At 55.0% G+C, this 18542-nt stretch carries 14 protein-coding genes; 4 read left to right on the top strand and 10 right to left on the bottom strand.

Features of this window, described 5'->3' with window-relative positions; translation table 11 throughout:
• The 8 genes from QZ534_RS07995 to QZ534_RS07960 form a co-directional block, all read right to left on the bottom strand.
• On the bottom strand, positions 1-1116 hold a 1116-nt coding region (locus QZ534_RS07995; RefSeq protein WP_296933468.1), incomplete at its 3' end, for an ATP-binding protein.
• Between the two features lie 61 nt (positions 1117-1177).
• Entirely contained in the window at positions 1178-2266 is a 1089-nt protein-coding gene (aroB, locus tag QZ534_RS07990; RefSeq protein WP_296933466.1) for a 3-dehydroquinate synthase, read from the bottom strand.
• Positions 2259-2825, bottom strand: a complete 567-nt coding sequence (gene aroK / locus QZ534_RS07985; protein ID WP_296933463.1) for a shikimate kinase AroK — start codon at positions 2823-2825, stop codon at positions 2259-2261. The genes aroB and aroK overlap by 8 nt, the downstream gene beginning before the upstream one ends.
• A gap of 137 nt (positions 2826-2962) precedes the next feature.
• Positions 2963-5029 carry a type IV pilus secretin PilQ gene (gene pilQ / locus QZ534_RS07980; protein ID WP_296933461.1) on the bottom strand — a complete coding sequence of 689 codons (2067 nt, stop codon included), beginning with the start codon at positions 5027-5029 and terminating at the stop codon, positions 2963-2965.
• A 65-nt stretch (positions 5030-5094) separates the two neighbouring features.
• On the bottom strand, positions 5095-5643 hold the full coding sequence (locus QZ534_RS07975; protein WP_296933457.1) for a pilus assembly protein PilP: 549 nt from the start codon (positions 5641-5643) through the stop codon (positions 5095-5097).
• Between the two features lie 2 nt (positions 5644-5645).
• Positions 5646-6257: a type 4a pilus biogenesis protein PilO gene (gene pilO / locus QZ534_RS07970; RefSeq protein WP_296933455.1), complete on the bottom strand. Its 612-nt coding sequence runs from the start codon at positions 6255-6257 to the stop codon at positions 5646-5648.
• Positions 6257-6820, bottom strand: coding sequence for a PilN domain-containing protein (locus tag QZ534_RS07965; protein ID WP_296933453.1), 564 nt, complete (start codon positions 6818-6820; stop codon positions 6257-6259). Before QZ534_RS07965 ends, pilO begins: the two co-directional genes overlap by 1 nt.
• Positions 6820-7881, bottom strand: a complete 1062-nt coding sequence (locus QZ534_RS07960) for a pilus assembly protein PilM (protein WP_008170799.1) — start codon at positions 7879-7881, stop codon at positions 6820-6822. Before QZ534_RS07960 ends, QZ534_RS07965 begins: the two co-directional genes overlap by 1 nt.
• 195 nt (positions 7882-8076) lie before the next feature.
• On the opposite strand from QZ534_RS07960, the gene QZ534_RS07955 reads away from it, so the two are divergent.
• Entirely contained in the window at positions 8077-10605 is a 2529-nt protein-coding gene (locus tag QZ534_RS07955; protein ID WP_296933449.1) for a penicillin-binding protein 1A, read from the top strand.
• Positions 10606-10673: 68 nt separating this feature from the next.
• On the opposite strand, the gene QZ534_RS07950 is transcribed toward QZ534_RS07955, so the two are convergent.
• Both QZ534_RS07950 and rpmE read right to left on the bottom strand, forming a co-directional pair.
• The gene (locus QZ534_RS07950) at positions 10674-11939 is read right to left on the bottom strand and encodes a malic enzyme-like NAD(P)-binding protein (RefSeq protein WP_296933446.1); all 1266 of its coding nucleotides are present in this window, start codon (positions 11937-11939) and stop codon (positions 10674-10676) included.
• 217 nt (positions 11940-12156) lie between these two features.
• On the bottom strand, positions 12157-12378 hold the full coding sequence (gene rpmE, locus QZ534_RS07945; protein ID WP_064230272.1) for a 50S ribosomal protein L31: 222 nt from the start codon (positions 12376-12378) through the stop codon (positions 12157-12159).
• Between the two features lie 264 nt (positions 12379-12642).
• Between rpmE and QZ534_RS07940 the strand changes: the two genes are divergently transcribed.
• The 3 genes from QZ534_RS07940 to argS all read left to right on the top strand — a co-directional run bounded on the left by QZ534_RS07940 (position 12643) and on the right by argS (position 18542).
• A complete protein-coding gene (locus QZ534_RS07940) occupies positions 12643-14817 on the top strand; it encodes a primosomal protein N' (RefSeq protein WP_296933444.1) in 2175 nt (724 codons plus the stop codon).
• Between the two features lie 157 nt (positions 14818-14974).
• On the top strand, positions 14975-16720 hold the full coding sequence (locus QZ534_RS07935; RefSeq protein WP_296933442.1) for an Ig-like domain-containing protein: 1746 nt from the start codon (positions 14975-14977) through the stop codon (positions 16718-16720).
• 136 nt (positions 16721-16856) lie between these two features.
• Positions 16857-18542, top strand: a complete 1686-nt coding sequence (gene argS / locus QZ534_RS07930; protein WP_296933440.1) for an arginine--tRNA ligase — start codon at positions 16857-16859, stop codon at positions 18540-18542.

Here is an 18542-nt window from a genome sequence, read left to right as displayed (position 1 = left end):
TGGCTCTGGCTCTGGCTCTGGCTCTGGCTCTGGCTCTGGCTCTGGCTCTGGCTCTGGCTCTGGCTCTGGCTCTGGCTGAACAGGATCCGGCTCGGCTGCAGGCTCTGTCAACAGAGTTTCGGTCGAAACCGGGGGCTCATCGGGAGCGGGCTCGGAATCCACGGTTTCCGGACCGATGGTAATGCTCTTTCTCACCGGCTCTGGCGCTTTCAAAACCTCTTCGGCAACCGACTCATCATACTGGCGCGATACGAACCACCAGGATCCCGCAAGGAGAACCAGGGCCAATGACGGCCATAAAAGCCTTTTCCAGGACACTTCCCGGGAGCGACTGGCACTCGGTGCCGACACCATGTCCAGCCAGACGCCCGGCGTTACCCGCTTAAGCCTCGACAAACTCCCCTGGCTCAAGGCATGAAGTTTCGAAACCCGGGCCGGACTGAGAAGTTCTCCAACCTTACCGCCGGCTGCATGAACCCTTGGTTCAAGATAGGCAAGAATTTCGTCTTTCGTCAGTGGCCGGAGGTGCATCTGATGAACACTTGTGCTGGAATCATCCAGACCCAGCATTTGGACCAGATTATCGCTCCCGGCAAATACAGGAACTGCGGAAGCGCCCCGCTCTGAAGCCAGATACGCGGACAGAATCAGTCTGAGCAACTCCGTCGGCGCCCGGTCTGCATCGTCAATCAAAAGGACCATGCGCTGACCCTTTCGAACCCGGGACTCCGACCACCTGAAGAATTGATAAACCAGATCTCGCGGGCTGCCTTCCGGGCCGAGGTTGGACCGGGCCACCGCTTTAAGGTCACGGGCGAGTGCCTGGGCACTGGTCAACGCTGCCGCCGGAATGCGATGAAAATCGAGCCTGGAAGACTCACTGCGGACCAGCTCTGCCAATATCCGGGTTTTGCCTGCACCGGCGGCGCCCGTCAATAGCAGAGCCATATCGCCAAAGCCGCAAAGATGGCGCAACGTCTCCAGAGCATGATGACGCATTGCATCCGGGAAAAACGGTGTTTCCATCTCCAGAGGGTTGGAACGGAGGCTGTAACGTTGTTGCAGCCGCGGAAACAGGCCGCCGCCATCAAGACTGTTCAAGCTTTCTTCAGTCACGGGTCTTCCTTGTTCACTGGTCCGTTACCAAATCAATCAAGCCTCAAGGCCGGCATCAACTCTAGCTGCAAAAACGTGCGAACGTCAGAGCCAGATTTTCGGGACTTGCTTCGGAGGTAACGACAGCATCGCCAACTGAGCGAAGCAGGACCAACCTGAGCAGGCCGTCCACGTTTTTCTTGTCGACAGCCATCAAGCTCATAAAATCATCTGCAGTCATTCCGGCCGGTGGTTTATCCGGCAATCCGGCGCGCAGAATCAGTTGATTTATCCGGTCACAATCCTCACGGCTGATCATCCCCTCAAGAGCAGACAACTCGGCGGCCATAAGCATACCGGTCCCTACTGCCTCCCCATGGAGCCAGTTGCCATATCCTGCATAGGTTTCTATCGCATGCCCGAAGGTATGACCAAGATTCAGTATCGCCCTGAGGCCTCCTTCCCGTTCGTCGAGGGCAACAACCCCTGCCTTGCACGCACAGGACCGGAAGATCGCTTCAGCCAGTGCCTCCGGATCAAGGCTAACCAGAGATTCCATCTGATCTTCAAGCCAGGCAAGAAAGCCCTCGTCCCGAATCAGCCCATACTTGATCACTTCTGCCAGACCCGCTGACACCTCCCGTGGAGGCAGGGTTTGCAGACTTGCCGTGTCTATCAACACGGCCTGCGGCTGATGGAAAGCGCCAATCATGTTCTTGCCAAGGGGGTGGTTGATGCCGGTTTTACCACCAACAGAAGAGTCAACCTGGGAAAGCAGGGTGGTAGGAATCTGGATGAACGGAACACCCCGCTGATAGCAAGCTGCTGCAAAACCGGCCATATCGCCAACAACACCGCCGCCGAGCGCGACCAGCGTGGTTTTACGGGAATGTCGCTGCTCGAGAAGACCGTCGAAGATGCTGTTAAGGGTCTGCCAGTCCTTGAACTTCTCACCATCCGGAAGGATGACGGTATCAATTCGTTTCCCCGGGAAGCAGCCCTTCGCCCGTTCAAGATAGAGCGGGGCTACTGTCTCGTTGGTGACGATCATGACCTGGACCCCTGACACATAGGCCGACAGATCCTGAGTGCCGAGAAGGTCCTCGCCGATAAAAATGGGATAGCTACGCTCACCGAGCTCTACCGAGAGTTCGCGATAACGATCAGACATGATTGCGACCTTCCTTCCGGATCTGCCTTTTATGACGGGGTGTTTTCGGATTGAGCCGGTTAACCAACTGGCGAACGACAAGCCTCGGGCTCTTCCTGTCTGTATACATAATGATGTCTGCCAGACTCGAATACAGTGGATCGCGGATCGAGAACAGCCTCCGCAAAACCGCCTCCGGATCATCGTTCTGAAGCAACGGCCGGTTCCGATCCTTGCGTGTTCGCTCTACCTGCTGCTCTATCGAGGTTTTCAGGTAGATCACCATCGCATCCCTTTTCAGGATCGGATGATTTTCCTGACGCATGACGGCCCCGCCCCCGGTGGCCAGCACGGTGTTATCCTCGCGGGACAGCTCATCCAGCATGGCCGTCTCCCGCGCACGAAAGCCATCTTCACCCTCAACGTCGAAAATCCACGGTATATTGGCCCCGCATCGCTCCTCAATGATGCGATCAGAATCGAGAAAACGATAGCCGAGCTCTTTGGCGAGCATCCGGCCAATCGTGCTTTTCCCTGCTCCCATTGGGCCAACTAGGACAACGCGTTTCGGCAAAGACATAACTTCCGCTCAGTTTTGTTCAGGCGGGTGAGAATATCACAGGGCCCGGGAATGCATAAGTTCAGGACCCAACTCGGGCGTGTTTCAGACATAAAAAAAGCCGCCGGTTTTAAGCGGCGGCTTTCGAACTGCACCAATTAACGAAGCAGGTCGTTCTTGATGATCTTCGGGGTAATGAAGATCAGCAGCTCGCTGCGCTCGTCGATGTGCTCGGTTCGCTTGAAGATACGGCCCAGGTAAGGAATGTCTCCAAGGAACGGGGTCTTGGTAGTCTGAGTCGCAACTTCCGACTGGAAGATACCGCCCAGAACCACTGTCTCACCGTTACCAACCAGAACCTGGGTAGTGACTTCGTTGGTATTGATCGAAGGAATACCAGCAGTCACCTCACCTCGGGAGTCCTGATTGACCACCAGATCCATGATGATCTTGTCATCCGGTGTAATCTGCGGCGTTACTTCCAGGGAGAGCACGGCTTCCTTGAAAGAAACGGATGTCGCACCGCTGGAGGACGCTTCCTGATAAGGAATCTCCTCACCAGACTTGATCGACGCTGTCTGACGATCAGCGGTCACGACGCGTGGCTGGGAAACGACTTCGGCCTGACCGTCGCTCTCAAGGGCTGAGAGCTCCAGATCTACCAGGAAGTCGTCGCTGCCCCAACCGATGGCGAAGGATGATGCGCCCTCACCGGTCACGCCGAGGTCAACCGCAAGGGCGCCCGGGAAGGTAATGGTGTTGCTGTTGCCGGCCGCCGCGTCGCGCGCTTCCTGCAGGGATTGCTGCGAACCACCTACCGTAAATACATTATCTCCGCTCACATCGTAAGCCGCGCCACCCCAGCGAACACCGAGGTTCTCGGCAACGTTGGTCTGTGCACGCACGATCCTGGCTTCAATTGAGACCTGACGTACCGGCACATCCCATGTCGATACCAGACGGCGAATTTCATCAAGCTTTTCTGCCGTCTCACGAACACTGATGGTGTTTGTGCGGACGTCTGAGGAGACAAAGCCACGATCAGAGATCAGCTCCTCGTCTTCCTTGATCAATGCGACAATATCGGCCGCCTTGGCATAGTTAACCTGAATGATGTCCAGACGAACCGGAGCCAGCTCGGCAATTTGCTTGTTGGTTTCCAGCTCGAGTTTCTCCCGCGCGGCTATCTCATCCGCAGGCGCTACCAGCAACACATTGCCGATCTGCCGCTTATCCAGCCCCTTAGTCTTGAGAATCAGATCCAGTGCCTGATCCCAGGGGACGTTCTGCAGGCGCAGGGTGATGCTTCCGCCTACCGTATCACTGGCCACCAGGTTCAGACCTGTGAAATCGGCAATCAGCTGGAGAACTGAACGGACTTCAATATCCTGGAAGTTAAGGGACAGCTTGTCACCGGTGTACGGGAATTTCTCTTCCCGGCGGGACTCTGCCTCTTCCTGGCTCAGTTCCTCAACGCTGACAGTAAACTGGCTGCCAGACTGGTAGGCAATGTAGTCGTAATTCCCTTCCGGGGTGATCTCAACCACGGCACTGCCATCCTCAACAAAGGTGTCAATACGGGTCACCGGTGTTGCAAAATCTGTCACGTCGAGCCGGCGCCGCAGATCGGAGGGAACTTCAAGGCCATCCATCGTCAGACGGATCTTGCCGCCACGCTCAGTCAGGTCCACTGGTGTGCTGGAGCTGCCAAGCTCAACAAGAACACGGCCTTCGCCATCCTTGCCCCGACGAAAGTCCACCCCGGCGAGCGCGTTGGAAGACGTTGTGCCTGCAGTGGCGCTGCTTTGAGAGGCAGGAGCCGAGGAGGTTGCGGCAACAGACCCGGCTTGCCCGCCTATGGTCATAACGAGCGAGTTGCCCGAACGAACCGTTTCGTAAGGGACCAGTTCAACAAGGTTGAAAATCAACCGTGTGCGATCCTTGGTTTCCACAACGGTCATGCTCTGGGCATTGCCAGATCCAAGTGGCACGCTGCGACTGTCGAGACCACTAGTTGTGTCCCGAAGATCAACCGCAATCCGAGCAGGGCGCTCAATGGTGTATCCGGAGGGTTCCGGTGGCGCACCATCAAATTGCAGTGTAACTTCAAGCCGCTCGCCCGGTAGCGACGAAAACGACACGTCTTCCAGCGTGACCGCGTTGGCCAGGCCGGATAACAACCCAAAAGCAATCACGCTGACGTATACATTGAGTTTTCTGAACATCGCTAGCCTCGACCCTAAACTTTTTTGTACGTGCATGTTTCTTTCAACTTTCATCCAGCCGCTCCTTAGCCTGCGCCCTCTTCCAGGGTCAGGGAGCGAGGACGCTCAACCCAGCCACCCCGGCCATTGGGAACGATTTCAATAAGCTCGATACGGGTTTCACTGACGCCCACAATGCGACCGTAGTTCTGACCCATGTAATTTCCGGTACGGACCCTGTGGATTCCGCCGGTATCGTCTTCAATAAGGGCAAACAGGTTACCCGATGCCCCCTGAAGCGTGCCGACCATTTCAAGCGTTTTCAGATCGAAGTTCTCAAGAACTTCCCTCGGCCGATCCAGATCGGGCTCAACATCACTGATGGGCTGTTCATCAACCATAGTGAGCTGGACGTCGATAGGCGGCTCGAAAGGCGCGCGCCGGTCTGCCGCAGAGTAACTGAAGGCCTCGTAGGCTTTGAACTCCGGCAAGGGCTCAACATACCCTCTCGGTTTTGCCCGCGTTTCGGCCATGAACTGATCAAGATCTGAAAATCCGCTGCCCTGGGAACAGGCTGTCAGGAGAGACACCAGACAAACACCCAGCCAGGCTTTTACCGCATGCTTTCCTGTCATGCTCATTCTCCAGCCCGGTAGCGGTAGGTACGAGCAACAACCTGCATATCAAGCCGTTCTCCGTCTCCGCCAGTTGGTTTTATGGTCAAGTCGTGCAGCGTCACAATCCGTGGCAGGCTCGCAACACTGCTTACGAAAGACGCCAGCTCATGATAGGAGCCGGACACCCGTATATTGATTGGCAACTCGGAATAGAAGTCCCGGCGCTGCTCCGGTTGAAGAGCCACTTCCTGCAAAGCAAGGCCACTCCCCAAAGCCGTATTCGTAATGTCCTCAAGCAACCCTGGCACTTCCGTCTCACTCGGCAGCTGCCTGACAAGAGCTCCGAACGTCTCTTCCATTTCAGCCATCTGAGCCTTGAAGACTTCAAGATTAGCCACCTGATAGGCTTTCTCTTCGTATGTTTTTCGCAATTCCTGCTCTGTGCGCTCTACACGCTCCAGTTGCGCGTACTGATCCTTGATGAAGAACCAATAGCCACCGCCAGCGATCAGCCCGAAGATAATCAGGACTACGATGAATTTGATGGGGGCAGGCCATATACCCGCGTTATTGACATCAAGGTCGTTGATATCAAATTCATTAAGACTTTTCAGAGAGTCCGCGAGGCTCATTACTTATCCTCCCCTTCGGGCTCGGGCGTTTTCTGTTTAACTGACAGGTTGAACTGACTGTAACCGGCCCGGCGACTATCAGCAGCAGAGACATTTGAGAGGTTAGGATCGGTAAACCACTCGGACTCCTCGAACTGACGCATAAGCGTAGAAACCCGACTATTGGACTCAGCCATACCGACAATATCCACCCGCTCACCGGTTCGCTTGAGGTCGGTGTAGAAAAGACCGTCAGGCAGGGTTCTCACCAACTCGTCAAAGACGCGCACGATGACAGGGCGCTTGCCCTGCAGATCCTGGATAACCTGCATCCTTGCAAGGAGCTCGTCCCGCTGGCGTTTTAGGTTCTCAATCTCTTTTATCTGCTGATCAAGTTTCTTTGTCGCTGTCTCGATGTAGGCATTCCGCGATTGCTGATAAGCAATCCGGCTATCCATATCGGTCTTCCAGAGGAAAACCAGACCGCCGGCTATAATCGCGGCGCCAAGAATCATGACCACAAACTGTTTCTGCTTCTCGGCACGAAGTTCCTCGCGCCATGGTCGAAGGTTAATCTTTGCCATCAGTCGAAGCTCCTCATTGCCAGGCCGCAGGCAATCATCAGAGACGGCGCATCGTTACTCAGTGCGGATGCGTTGACCCGTGACCCAACCGCCATGTCTGCAAAAGGATTGGCGACCATTGTCGGCGTTCCTGTTTTTTCTTCGACCATTTCCGTCAGCCCCTGAATCGAGGCAGTACCTCCCGCGAGAACCACATAGTCGACAGCATTGTACTGGCTGGCACCAAAGAAAAACTGGAGTGCTCGGGCCACTTGCTGCACTACGGCTTCACGGAATGGGGTCAGCACCTCGGATTCGTAGTCATCGGGCAGTCCGCCCTGCTTCTTGGCAAGACCAGCCTCTTCCAGAGACAAGCCGTACCGGCGTTGAATTTCCTCGGTCAGCTGTTTGCCACCAAAAATCTGCTCACGGGTATAGACGGTCTTGCCACCAGCCAGAACGCTCAGCGTGGTCATGGTGGCACCGATATCCACAATCGCCACCACCAGCTCCTCACCCTGCGAATCCAGCTGAGGTTCGATCAATGCGTAGGCGCGCTCCAGGGCGTAGGCCTCAACATCAACCACCTTGGTGGTCAGCGAAGCAATTTCGAGTGCATCTTCTCGAATGTCGACATTTTCTTTTCGGCAAGCTGCCAGAAGCACATCGACCTGGTCGGGATTACTTTCAGAGGGTCCCTGAACTTCGAAATCAATGGCCACTTCATCGAGCGGGTATGGAATATACTGATCGGCCTCAAGGGCAATCTGATCTTCCATTTCAAATTCGTTGAGGCCACCATCCATCTGGATGACCTTGGTAATAACCGCAGAGCCCGACACCGCCACTGCGACCTGCTTGACGCCTGAACGGGACTTCGAAGCAACGCGCTTCATCACTTCGCCCACCGCTTCAACATCGGTAATATTCTTTTCGACCACAGCGTTAGCCGGCAGTGGCTCCACCGCGTAGCTCTCGACCTTGTAACGGTCGCCCTGCTTCGACAGCTCCAGAAGTTTGACCGAGCTGGAGCTTATATCCACGCCCAGCACTGCACTGGATTTCTTTCCTAATCCAAACACGCGCTCACCCTATACCTGGTTAGATGCACCCGGTTACGTAACTTATGTGTTTTTTATTTAAGAGAATTTCTTCACCATTCCGTCTACAATGCGTGTTCTTCTTTAATTGAGAACCATTGCGACGGTGAAGCGACTCTTCCTTCCTAAAGCAATTTCTCAAATGATAGACCTATATCCAACAGTTGTCAGAAAAAAATGTCTCATTTGTTGCGCACATCTCGCCTTTTTGCCTGGTTGTTTCTTACCGGACTGAGTGTCGCCGTTATCGTAACCTCAGGCTTCTATCTTTACCTTCGCCCTGGCCTTCCGCCGGTGCATCAGCTTCTGGACATCAAGCTTCAGACGCCATTACGGGTCTATAGCAAAGACAACAGATTAATAGCAGAATTCGGTGAAAAGAGAAGGGCACCCATCACAATCGAACAGATCCCAACAATTCAGTTACAAGCCTTTATGGCCGCTGAAGATGCGCGTTTTTATGAACACTTTGGGGTCGACATCAAAGGCCTGGCGCGGGCTGCCATCGAACTGGTCTCAACCGGCGAGATCCAGTCAGGGGGCAGTACCATCACAATGCAGGTTGCAAAAAATTACTTTTTGTCACGGGACAGAACCTTTATCCGGAAGTTCAACGAGATACTTCTGGCTCTTCAGATTGAACGTGAACTGGATAAAAACCGCATTCTCGAGCTGTATCTGAACAAGATCTATCTTGGCAATCGAGCCTATGGCATTGCCGCTGCAGCGCAGGTTTATTACAACAAGCCGGTCGCGGAATTATCACTGGCCCAGATGGCCATGCTCGCCGGCCTGCCGAAGGCGCCCTCGGCGTTCAATCCACTGGCCAACCCGGACCGGGCGATGATTCGCCGGAACTGGATTCTCGGGCGCATGAGAGACCTGGGATACATCACTCCGGATGCCCACGAACTTGCGGTTTCGGCGCCCATCACCGCCAGCTACAACAGTACCGAGACGGAAGTCGACGCCGACTATGTAGCTGAAATGGCAAGATCTGAAATGGTTCGGCGGTTTGGCGAAGACGCCTACACCGATGGCTACACCGTTACGCTGACGGTTGACGGCAAAAAGCAGCAGATAGCCACCGAGGCGCTCAGGGACGGCCTGGAAGCCTATGATCGGCGCCACGGCTTCCGCGGCCCCATCGGCCAGATCGATCAGGAGACGCTCGCCACAAGCGAATTATCCGACCTGATCCTGAACTACCCTCGGGTCGAGTCCTTGCTGCCCGCGATCGTCAAGGACGTTAACGATGAATCTGGCGAAGTGAGCGTACACGCACGGCGCATCGGCTCTGCCATCATGCCTTTCGAAACCATGACCTGGGCAAAACGGTACAAAACCGAAAACCTCACTGGCCCGGAGCCCGAAAAGCCTTCAGATGTTGTTTCGCCCGGTGACGTTGTCTATGTGCGCGCCCAGAATCCTGCACTGACTCCTCCAGAAGTTGAGACCGACGAAAGCCGATCAGAGACTGACTTGCCGGAACAGCCGGTAATAGTGAAGGTGGCACTGGCCCAAATCCCAAGAGTGGAGGGCGCGCTGATTTCACTGGAGGCCAAAACCGGTGCCATTGAGGCACTGACAGGTGGCTACAGCTTCGGCCAAAGCAAATACAACCGGGCCATTCAGGCACGGAGACAGCCGGGCTCCACCTTCAAGCCCTTCCTATACCTGAGCGCCCTGGAAAGCGGCATGACACCAGCCACCATTTATAATGATGCGCCAATCGTATTCGACGACTCCGAACTGGAGACCGCATGGCGGCCCCAGAACTCCTCCGGACAGTTCTATGGCCCCACCCGTCTTCGGGAGGCGCTCTATCGCTCACGCAATCTGGTTTCAATCCGGCTCCTGCGCGATCTGGGTATAGAGAAGACGCTCGACTACCTGGCACAGTTGGAAATCCCGACCGAAAACATGCCCGACAACCTATCTTTGTCGCTGGGCAGCGGCCAGCTAACTCCCATGGAACTGGCCAGAGGCATGGCCGTAATCGCCAACGGCGGCTACGATGTTGAACCTTACCTTATCGACACTATCAGCGACTTCAACGGCGAGATCATCTACGAGGCCCCAGAAACCATTCTGTGCGACGAAAACTGCGATGACATCGCAGAACAAGGGATTTCAGAAGGGGAAGAAAGTGATGCAGCCACGGTAGCGAATTCTTCAAAGGGTAATGACGAATCGCCGGAGGTTCGCGTAATGCGCAGGCTGGCAGATGAGCGTGCCGTCTTCATTCTGCACTCGATGATGCAGGATGTAATTCGCCGCGGCACAGGCAGACGAGCACTTGCGCTGGGCCGGGATGACATTGCTGGCAAAACCGGCACCACCAACGAACAGAAAGACACATGGTTCGCCGGCTTCAATCATGAAGTGGCCACAACTACCTGGGTAGGGTTCGACCAACCGGCACCGCTTGGCAGACGTGAGTTTGGCGCCAGCACCGCGCTACCCATCTGGCTGGATTACATGGAAGTGGCCCTTGAGGGCGCCCCCTCCTCCTTGATGCCCCGCCCCAACGGCATCGTAAACATCCGGATCAACCCCGAAACCGGACAAAGGGCGAGGCCCGGAGAAGACGGTGTATTTGAGGTCTTCCGGGAAGAGGATGCACCACCGCCGCTGCCACCAGAAACCGAAGGTGACCGGAATGGCAGCTCCGAGGAAGACGACCTGTCACGCAGAATCTTCTGACACACGGAAAAGACACAAAAAAACCGGCGGGATCACCGCCGGTTTTTCTTACCGCCCTGAACAACAGATCAGATAATGTCATCCATGGACTTGAGCGGGTAGTGCGCAGGGTATGAATTGCGGGCAACCCCGGAATCCACAGCAGCACGGGCAACGGCTGCCGGCACCACCTCTAGCAGGCGCACATCCATTGGCTTGGGAATAATGTACTCTTTCCCGAACTCAAAGCTATCCACACCATAGGCCTCACAGATTTCCTGGGGCACCGGCTCTTTGGCCAGCTCACGAATCGCATTCACTGCCGCCACTTTCATTTCCTCATTGATTGCGGTGGCACGAACGTCCAGCGCTCCACGGAAAATGAACGGAAAGCCCAACACGTTGTTAACCTGATTCGGATAATCGGACCGGCCAGTGGCCATGATCAGATCATCGCGGGTTGCCAGGGCAACTTCCGGACTAATTTCCGGATCGGGGTTGGAGCAGGCAAATACGATAGGCTTCGGAGCCATTTTCTTGAGCTGGTCGGCGGTCAGCAGATCCGGACCGGAGAGGCCAAGGAATACATCCGCGCCATCAATAGCATCATCCAGAGTACGCTTGTCAGTATCGTTGGCGAACATCGCCTTGTACTGATTCAAATCATCACGACCAGAGTGGATCACACCCTTGCGGTCGAGCATAAAGATGTTCTCAGAGCGAATACCGCAGCTGATCAGCAGCTTCATGCAGGCGATGGCAGCGGCACCGGCACCCAGGCACACCACCTTCGCCTCTTCAATCTTTTTACCCTGCAGCTCAAGTGCATTGATCATGCCGGCTGCAGTTACGATAGCAGTACCGTGCTGGTCGTCGTGGAAAATAGGCACGCTGCACTTTTCGATAAGAGCACGCTCAATCTCAAAGCACTCAGGCGCCTTGATGTCTTCCAGATTAATACCACCAAAGGTGTCTGCAATACGCTCAACTGTTTCAATAAACGCCTGCGGGCTTTCGGAATTGACTTCAATATCGAAGACATCAATTCCGGCAAAGCGCTTGAACAGTACGCCCTTGCCTTCCATAACCGGCTTGCTTGCCAGCGGACCCAGGTTACCCAGACCAAGAATCGCAGAACCGTCAGAGATTACCGCCACCAGGTTACCCTTGGCAGTGTATTTGTATGCGTTCTCCGGGTCCTTTGCGATCTCGCGGACCGGTTCGGCAACCCCGGGGCTATACGCCAGGGAAAGGTCGCGGGAAGTCTTGGTTGGCTTGGTGATTTCAACACTCAGCTTACCAGGCCGCGGCTTGGCGTGATATTCAAGGGCTGCTTCTTTCAGATCTTGAGACATTGCCACTGTTCCGTTTGTCACGTTTAAAGGTAATGAACCGCTGGAGCTTGCCCAACGGAGCGCGCCATTATGGCCCGCCAGACCCGAAACGACAAGTGGCACATGAGTATTTTATAAACAGTCAATAGGGCTAATTGCGTATGTATCTTTTGGATACACGCTGTTTTCCAGGCACAAAAAAAGCGCCCGGAGGCGCTTTTTTTCGGAACCAGTGCGATCAGTCTTTCTTGCCGCCAATACGGCCACCGAAACGCTTCTGGAAACGGTCGATACGACCACCGGTATCCATTACTTTCTGCTTGCCAGTGTAGAACGGGTGGCACTGGGAACAAACATCCAGTTGCAGATCATGGGTATAGGTAGAACGGGTCTTGAATGTGTTACCGCAGGAACAGGTTGCGGTAATCTCTTCGTACTTGGGGTGGATACCTTCTTTCATGGTGAACCTCGTTAGGTCATGCCGCTACCTGATCACGGGGCTTCTGATCGGCCCGGGTGCCAGGCACCGCATGTTTGAATCAATTGAGAAGACGGGGCACAATCATGCCCTGCCGGAAACAGACCGCGAATCTTACTTGCAATTATGGCTGCAGGCAAGCACCACCCGGACTTCCAGACGTGCCCACCCCGGATTATGCGGCAGGCTGCCGACTGAGACAGGATAAGGAAAAACCGTGACACCCAATATCCACTGGAGCATTCAGTGCCATTGATCGCACGCATTGCCCTGAATCGTCCTCTGCGTCGGCTTTTCGATTACATCATTCCAGAAGACCTTGAGTTGCGGCCAGGCCAAAGAGTTCGGATTCCCTTTGGGCGGCAGCAGGCAACAGGCCTGGTGGTACAGGTCGGCGTTGAGCCACCCCCGGGCATAAACCTCAAGCCGGTGGCATCGGCCTTGGAGGACTGGCCCGCATTACCGAAAGAAACGTTCAAACTACTGAGCTGGGCGAGCGACTATTACCAGCACCCACTGGGCGAGTGCCTGTTCACTGCCCTGCCCCCAGCCCTCAGACGAGGGCGAATTGCAGAAGAAAAAACGGAACAGTGGTGGAATACACGCGACAACGAAGCGACGCTCCCTGCGAACGCCCATAAACAGAAAGCACTTTTCGATTGGCTACGTCAGCGCCCCAAGGGAGCACCGACAACGGATATCCTGAAAGCCGGGTTCGCCCGGGCGCAACTCTCCGCACTACAGGAGAAACAACTGATCGAGACTGTTTCGCCGCCCACTCGAGACACGTTCAACGATGCGCCCGAACTTCTCTCCCGGAGACCAAAACTTTCCTTGGCGCAGGCTTCAGCCGCTCAACAGCTGGCTGCTCCAGACGAAGGGTTTGGGGCCTTCCTTTTATATGGCATCACTGGCAGCGGAAAAACCGAGATCTACCTGCACTACCTGAAGCAACACCTGGGTGGCCAGGACCAAGCGCTCGTGCTGGTTCCGGAGATCAACCTTACGCCGCAAACCGTTGCCCGATTCCAGCACTACTTCGGTGGCCGGATCGTGGTCTGGCACTCGGCCCTGAACGACAGCGAGCGCCTGTCAACCTGGCTGAAAGTCCGCAACGGTGAACCGGTTATCCTGGTCGGTACCCGATCGGCTGTTTTATTGCCATTCACCAATCTCCGCACCATCATTGTCGATGAAGAGCACGACAGCTCCTACAAGCAGGGAGAAGGTTTCCGTTATTCAGGACGCGACCTGGCGGTCTATCGGGCGCACCTGAACAACTGCCCCGTCATCCTCGGATCGGCAACCCCATCACTGGAGTCTGTGAATAATGCGGAGCAAGCCAAATACCACCTGGTAAAGCTTGAAGAACGAGCAGGGAATGCCGCTCCCCCAATCGTTAGCCTGCTGGATATCCGGAGTCGCCCTCTGGAAGGCGGCTTGTCCCGTCCAGCCCTCAATGCCATCGAGCAGACCCTGGCAAAAGGCGAGCAGGCGCTGGTCTTTGTCAATCGACGGGGATTTGCCCCCGTGATGATGTGCTTCGACTGCGGCCACATGATCGAGTGCCCCCGTTGCGATACCCGCCTGACCTACCACCGCCGGGACCGGGCCATGCGATGCCACCATTGCGACTACCAGACAGCAGCCACCGAGCATTGCCCGAAATGCCACAGCGATGCCTTCAAACCGGTTGGACAGGGCACAGAAAGAACAGAAGACACTCTCGCCACCGCTTTCCCGGACACACCTGTCGTGCGAGTGGATCGAGACAGCACGCAACGCAAAGGCAGTATTCAGGGCATTCTGAAGCAGGTGAACAGCGGCAAGCCGTGCGTACTGGTCGGCACCCAGATGCTGGCCAAGGGACATGACTTCCCCAACGTCACCCTCGTGGTGGTGGTTAATGCCGACGGCGGACTGTTCAGCGTGGACTTCCGCGCCCCCGAAACTCTTGTTCAAACCCTTCTGCAAGTCAGTGGCCGCGCAGGCCGCGGCACAAAGCCCGGCAAAGTCCTTGTACAAACCTGCCACAGCGACCACCCCTTGTTGAAGACACTGTGCGAAGGCCAGTACCTGGATATAGCCGACCAACTACTAAAAGAGCGGGAAGAAGGGCATTTCCCGCCTTTCCGGGCTATGGCCATCTTCAGGGCAGAAGCCGACACTATGGAGAAGAGCCTGCAGGTGCTCGATACAATAAAGCCCCTTGCCAATACCACAGGCATCGAAACCTGGGGGCCACTGCCCGCCATGATTGCCCGGCGCGCCGACAAGCACAGGGCACAACTTATCCTCAACGCCCGGAATCGGAAAAAGCTGAACACTTTGCTGACCGGAATCTGCCAGGAGCTTGACCAGAGAATGCTGCCTGCCGGGGTAAAATGGATGATTGATGTTGATCCACAGGAAACCGGCTAATTTGGGACGTAACCCTCCACCATTTCACAGTATTTCACACAAAACCGGGCTCTGTTAATTTGCATTCGCATGCGCTGTGCTAAGATCCAATTGGCCTATTAAATAATTTTTAATTGCAGAAATCATATATGCGGTTCTCGTGCAGGGAACCCGCTTTATGGATAGCTTTTACAACCAAATGGAAAAATGGAGATTGGAAATGTCAGGGAAATTCCTTGCGCGTGCGTCAGCAATTTCGCTAACGCTTCTTCTCGCGGCCTGTGGTGGCGATGACAACTCAGCGCCCTTAGCGGGAAGTGGCGGGGGTGGAGGCAGCACATCACCTTCAACTGGCGGCGACTCCTCCGGTGATGTAGAGCAGCAGGTAACTTTGGAGCTTGGCACAGGGAGCGGCTCCTCGTTTCAGTCTGGACAAATGAACGTATCAACAACTTCACTTTCAGCAGGCGGCTCGACTCGCCTCGAATTCAATGTGGTCAACGCGAGTGCTGGCAATAGCATTTTCAATGCCACTGAGACCTCAGTTAGCATTACCTCCTTGTGTCAAAGCGCAAATTTTGACAGTTCTGTCACAACATCCTCAGGGTCTTTTACCACGACTTATGAGGCTGGTTGCGCAGGCGATGACACAATCACGGCCAGATTACCAAACGGAGCAACAGCGATTGCCAATATCACTGTTGCAGCGCCAGAAGTAGGCGAACTGGAATTTACCAGCGCCACTCCTGATTCGATTGCACTGAGTGGCAGCTCCAACAGCACTCGCCCCAGCGTTTCAGAAGTGGCCTTCAGATTGACGGATAAAAACGGCAACCCTATCACTTCTGGCGAAGAAATAACTTTCTCACTTTCAACAAGTGTAGGAGGCATCTCACTCTCTCAAAACTCTACACAAACGGATGAACAGGGAGAGGCAACAACCCGAGTTAACGCAGGAACAGTCGCAAGCGTTGTAAGCGTTACCGCCACTTATACTCCTGACTCCGGCACGCCTATTCAGACAACATCAGCGCCAATTTCGATTAGCGCGACCATTCCTGATCAAGACAGTTTCTCTGTTTCGGTTGAAGAAAACTTTCTTCCAAACGCAAGAAATTACGACGGGGTAACCGTTCCTATTTCTATAAGGGCAGCAGATAGGAACAACAACAGAATAAGTGACGCCGTTGTAAACTTTGTGACCAATGCAGGTTCTGTCCAGAGCGAGTGCACTCTCCAAGACGGTGCCTGCGCCGTCCAATGGATTAGCCAAGACCCCAGACCTGAAGACGGAATTATTCTGGTCCTTGCTCGCACTGTAGGAGAAGAGAGCTTTAGAGACCTCAACAGCGACGGAAAGTATACCCAGGCTGATGACGAGTTTGATGTGCAGAATGATGACAAAGGAGAGGCCTTTCTCGATCGTAATCGAAATAACACACGCGATCCGAACGAAGAGTATTTTGATTACAACGATAACGGCCAGTACGACGCAGCAAATTCCATCTATAACGGAACAGCCTGCGACGACACCAATGTTAATTGCACAACCTCACTCTTGGAGATCACTCAAACTGCTGAAATTTTTATGGCGAGTGACAACATTTTAATAAGCTCCACAACTCCTGTGGCTCCAGGTGAAGTGTGCTTTGACATAGCCGGAGTCTTCTCTGACAGCTCGGGTAACGTAGTACAAGGGCCACCACCTGGAGGCACGCAAGTCAGCTTCTCATCAACCAACGGTACAATCGTAGCCCCAACTTCTTTCACGACAACAACCTCATACAGGGAAAGCCCCGTTGAACAATGTGTCGTGGTAGAGGCTGATGACACACCGTCTACCGGGACACTCACCGTCGAGGTGACTCCTCCAACACCATTTACCGGAAACGCCTTTATATTCCGGGCAACTCTTACCGACTAAGACTGATGGTCGCCCTGAATTCTTGCAGGGCGGCCATAAGTTTGAGAAGACTATCCCTTTCCGCGATAATACCGCCTCAATTGCTGGGCCTCCTGCCCCGAATCCAATTCTCCTGTAAACCGAGTCATCTGACAGCATGAAAGAGACCGTTTCCGATCTGCTCCAGTCCGCACTGGCAGCACTCCAAGCCGATGGCACCCTGCCTGCGGATCAGTCCTTCACTCCACAGGTGGGCAATACCAAGGACAAGTCCCATGGCGACTATGCCTGCAATATTGCTCTGGTTGCCTCAAAGGCTGCCGGCTGCCCGCCTCGCAAACTGGCGGAGGCGCTTGTTGAGAATTTGCCGCGGAGCAAGGCGGTGGAGAAAGTGGAGATTGCCGGGCCCGGTTTCATAAACTTCTTCATGAGCACCGCCAGTGCCTTTGAAGTAGTCAACACCATATTGGATGAGGGCGACCGTTTCGGCCGAAACAACCAGGGCCAGTGTGAAAAAGTTCAGGTGGAGTTTGTATCGGCCAACCCAACGGGCCCCCTCCACGTTGGCCACGGCCGTGGCGCGGCGATCGGCGACTGCCTTTGCCGGCTGCTGGAAGCCAATGGTTACGATGTCACCCGGGAGTTCTACTACAACGACGCCGGCGCCCAGATTGATAATCTGGCGCGCTCTGTCCAGGCCCGGGTGAAAGGTCTGACGCCGGACGACGAGAGCTGGCCTGCGGATGGCTACCGGGGCGATTACATCGTTGACGTAGCTAAAGCCTACCTTGCTGGCGACACCGTCACAGCAGACGATCGGGAAGTGACCGCCAAGGCGGACCCGGAAGACCGTGACGCCATCCGCGAATTCGCCGTCGCCTACCTGCGCCGGGAGCAGGATCTGGATCTGAAGGCCTTTGGTGTCCAATTTGATGTCTATTTCCTGGAATCCTCCCTGTACGAGGACGGCAAGGTCGAAGCCACGGTTAAACGCCTGCAGGACAATGGCTACACCTACGAGCAGGATGGTGCCATGTGGCTGAAGACCACGGAGTTCGGTGACGACAAGGACCGGGTCATGCGCAAGAAGGACGGTGGCTACACCTACTTTCTGCCGGATGTTGCCTATCACCTGGACAAGTGGCAACGGGGCTTTACAACCGTTATCAACGAACAGGGTGCCGACCACCACTCTACTGTTACCCGCGTTCGCGCCGGCCTGCAGGCTCTGAAAGCCGGGATTCCGGAAGGCTGGCCGGACTATGTATTGCACCAGATGGTGATGGTGACCCGTTCCGGCCAGGAGGTGAAAATCTCAAAACGCGCCGGCAGCTACGTAACAGTCCGGGACCTCATTGATGAGGTTGGCCGTGATGCGACCCGGTTCTTCCTGGCCGCGCGCCGGGTGGATTCCCAATTGACCTTCGATATCGATCTGGCTCGCTCCCAGACCAATGAAAACCCGGTTTATTACGTTCAGTATGCCCATGCACGCATCTGCAGCGTGCTTCGAAAACTGGCGGATGAAGGCGTGGAGCGTGGCCGCAACGAATGCATCGGCGACCTTTCACTGCTGACGCTGGATGAGGAAAAAGACCTGGCCAACCAGTTAGCCAAGTATCCGGAGCTTATTGCCAACTCTGCCGCGCAACGTGAGCCGCATCATCTCACGCACTACCTGCGGGACCTGGCGGGTCAGTTCCATACGTATTACAACGCCCATAAGGTATTGATTGAAGATACCGCCGTTCGTGATGCCAGGGTCAGCCTCTACCTTGCCGTCCGGCAGGTTATCGCCAATGGTCTGGATTTGCTGGGCGTCAGCGCACCGGAAGAGATGTAA

This window comes from uncultured Marinobacter sp. (genome assembly GCF_913055835.1).
GTDB lineage: Bacteria > Pseudomonadota > Gammaproteobacteria > Pseudomonadales > Oleiphilaceae > Marinobacter.
This window is presented reverse-complemented; position numbering and strand designations above follow the sequence as displayed.

Coding starts and splice junctions, on each gene's coding strand:
- aroB (WP_296933466.1), bottom strand. CDS start 2,266: ATGTCTGATCGTTATCGCGAACTCTCGGTAGAGCTCGGTGAGCGTAGC.
- aroK (WP_296933463.1), bottom strand. CDS start 2,825: ATGTCTTTGCCGAAACGCGTTGTCCTAGTTGGCCCAATGGGAGCAGGG.
- pilQ (WP_296933461.1), bottom strand. CDS start 5,029: ATGTTCAGAAAACTCAATGTATACGTCAGCGTGATTGCTTTTGGGTTG.
- QZ534_RS07975 (WP_296933457.1), bottom strand. CDS start 5,643: ATGACAGGAAAGCATGCGGTAAAAGCCTGGCTGGGTGTTTGTCTGGTG.
- pilO (WP_296933455.1), bottom strand. CDS start 6,257: ATGAGCCTCGCGGACTCTCTGAAAAGTCTTAATGAATTTGATATCAAC.
- QZ534_RS07965 (WP_296933453.1), bottom strand. CDS start 6,820: ATGGCAAAGATTAACCTTCGACCATGGCGCGAGGAACTTCGTGCCGAG.
- QZ534_RS07955 (WP_296933449.1), top strand. CDS start 8,077: ATGTCTCATTTGTTGCGCACATCTCGCCTTTTTGCCTGGTTGTTTCTT.
- QZ534_RS07950 (WP_296933446.1), bottom strand. CDS start 11,939: ATGTCTCAAGATCTGAAAGAAGCAGCCCTTGAATATCACGCCAAGCCG.
- rpmE (WP_064230272.1), bottom strand. CDS start 12,378: ATGAAAGAAGGTATCCACCCCAAGTACGAAGAGATTACCGCAACCTGT.
- QZ534_RS07935 (WP_296933442.1), top strand. CDS start 14,975: ATGGATAGCTTTTACAACCAAATGGAAAAATGGAGATTGGAAATGTCA.
- argS (WP_296933440.1), top strand. CDS start 16,857: ATGAAAGAGACCGTTTCCGATCTGCTCCAGTCCGCACTGGCAGCACTC.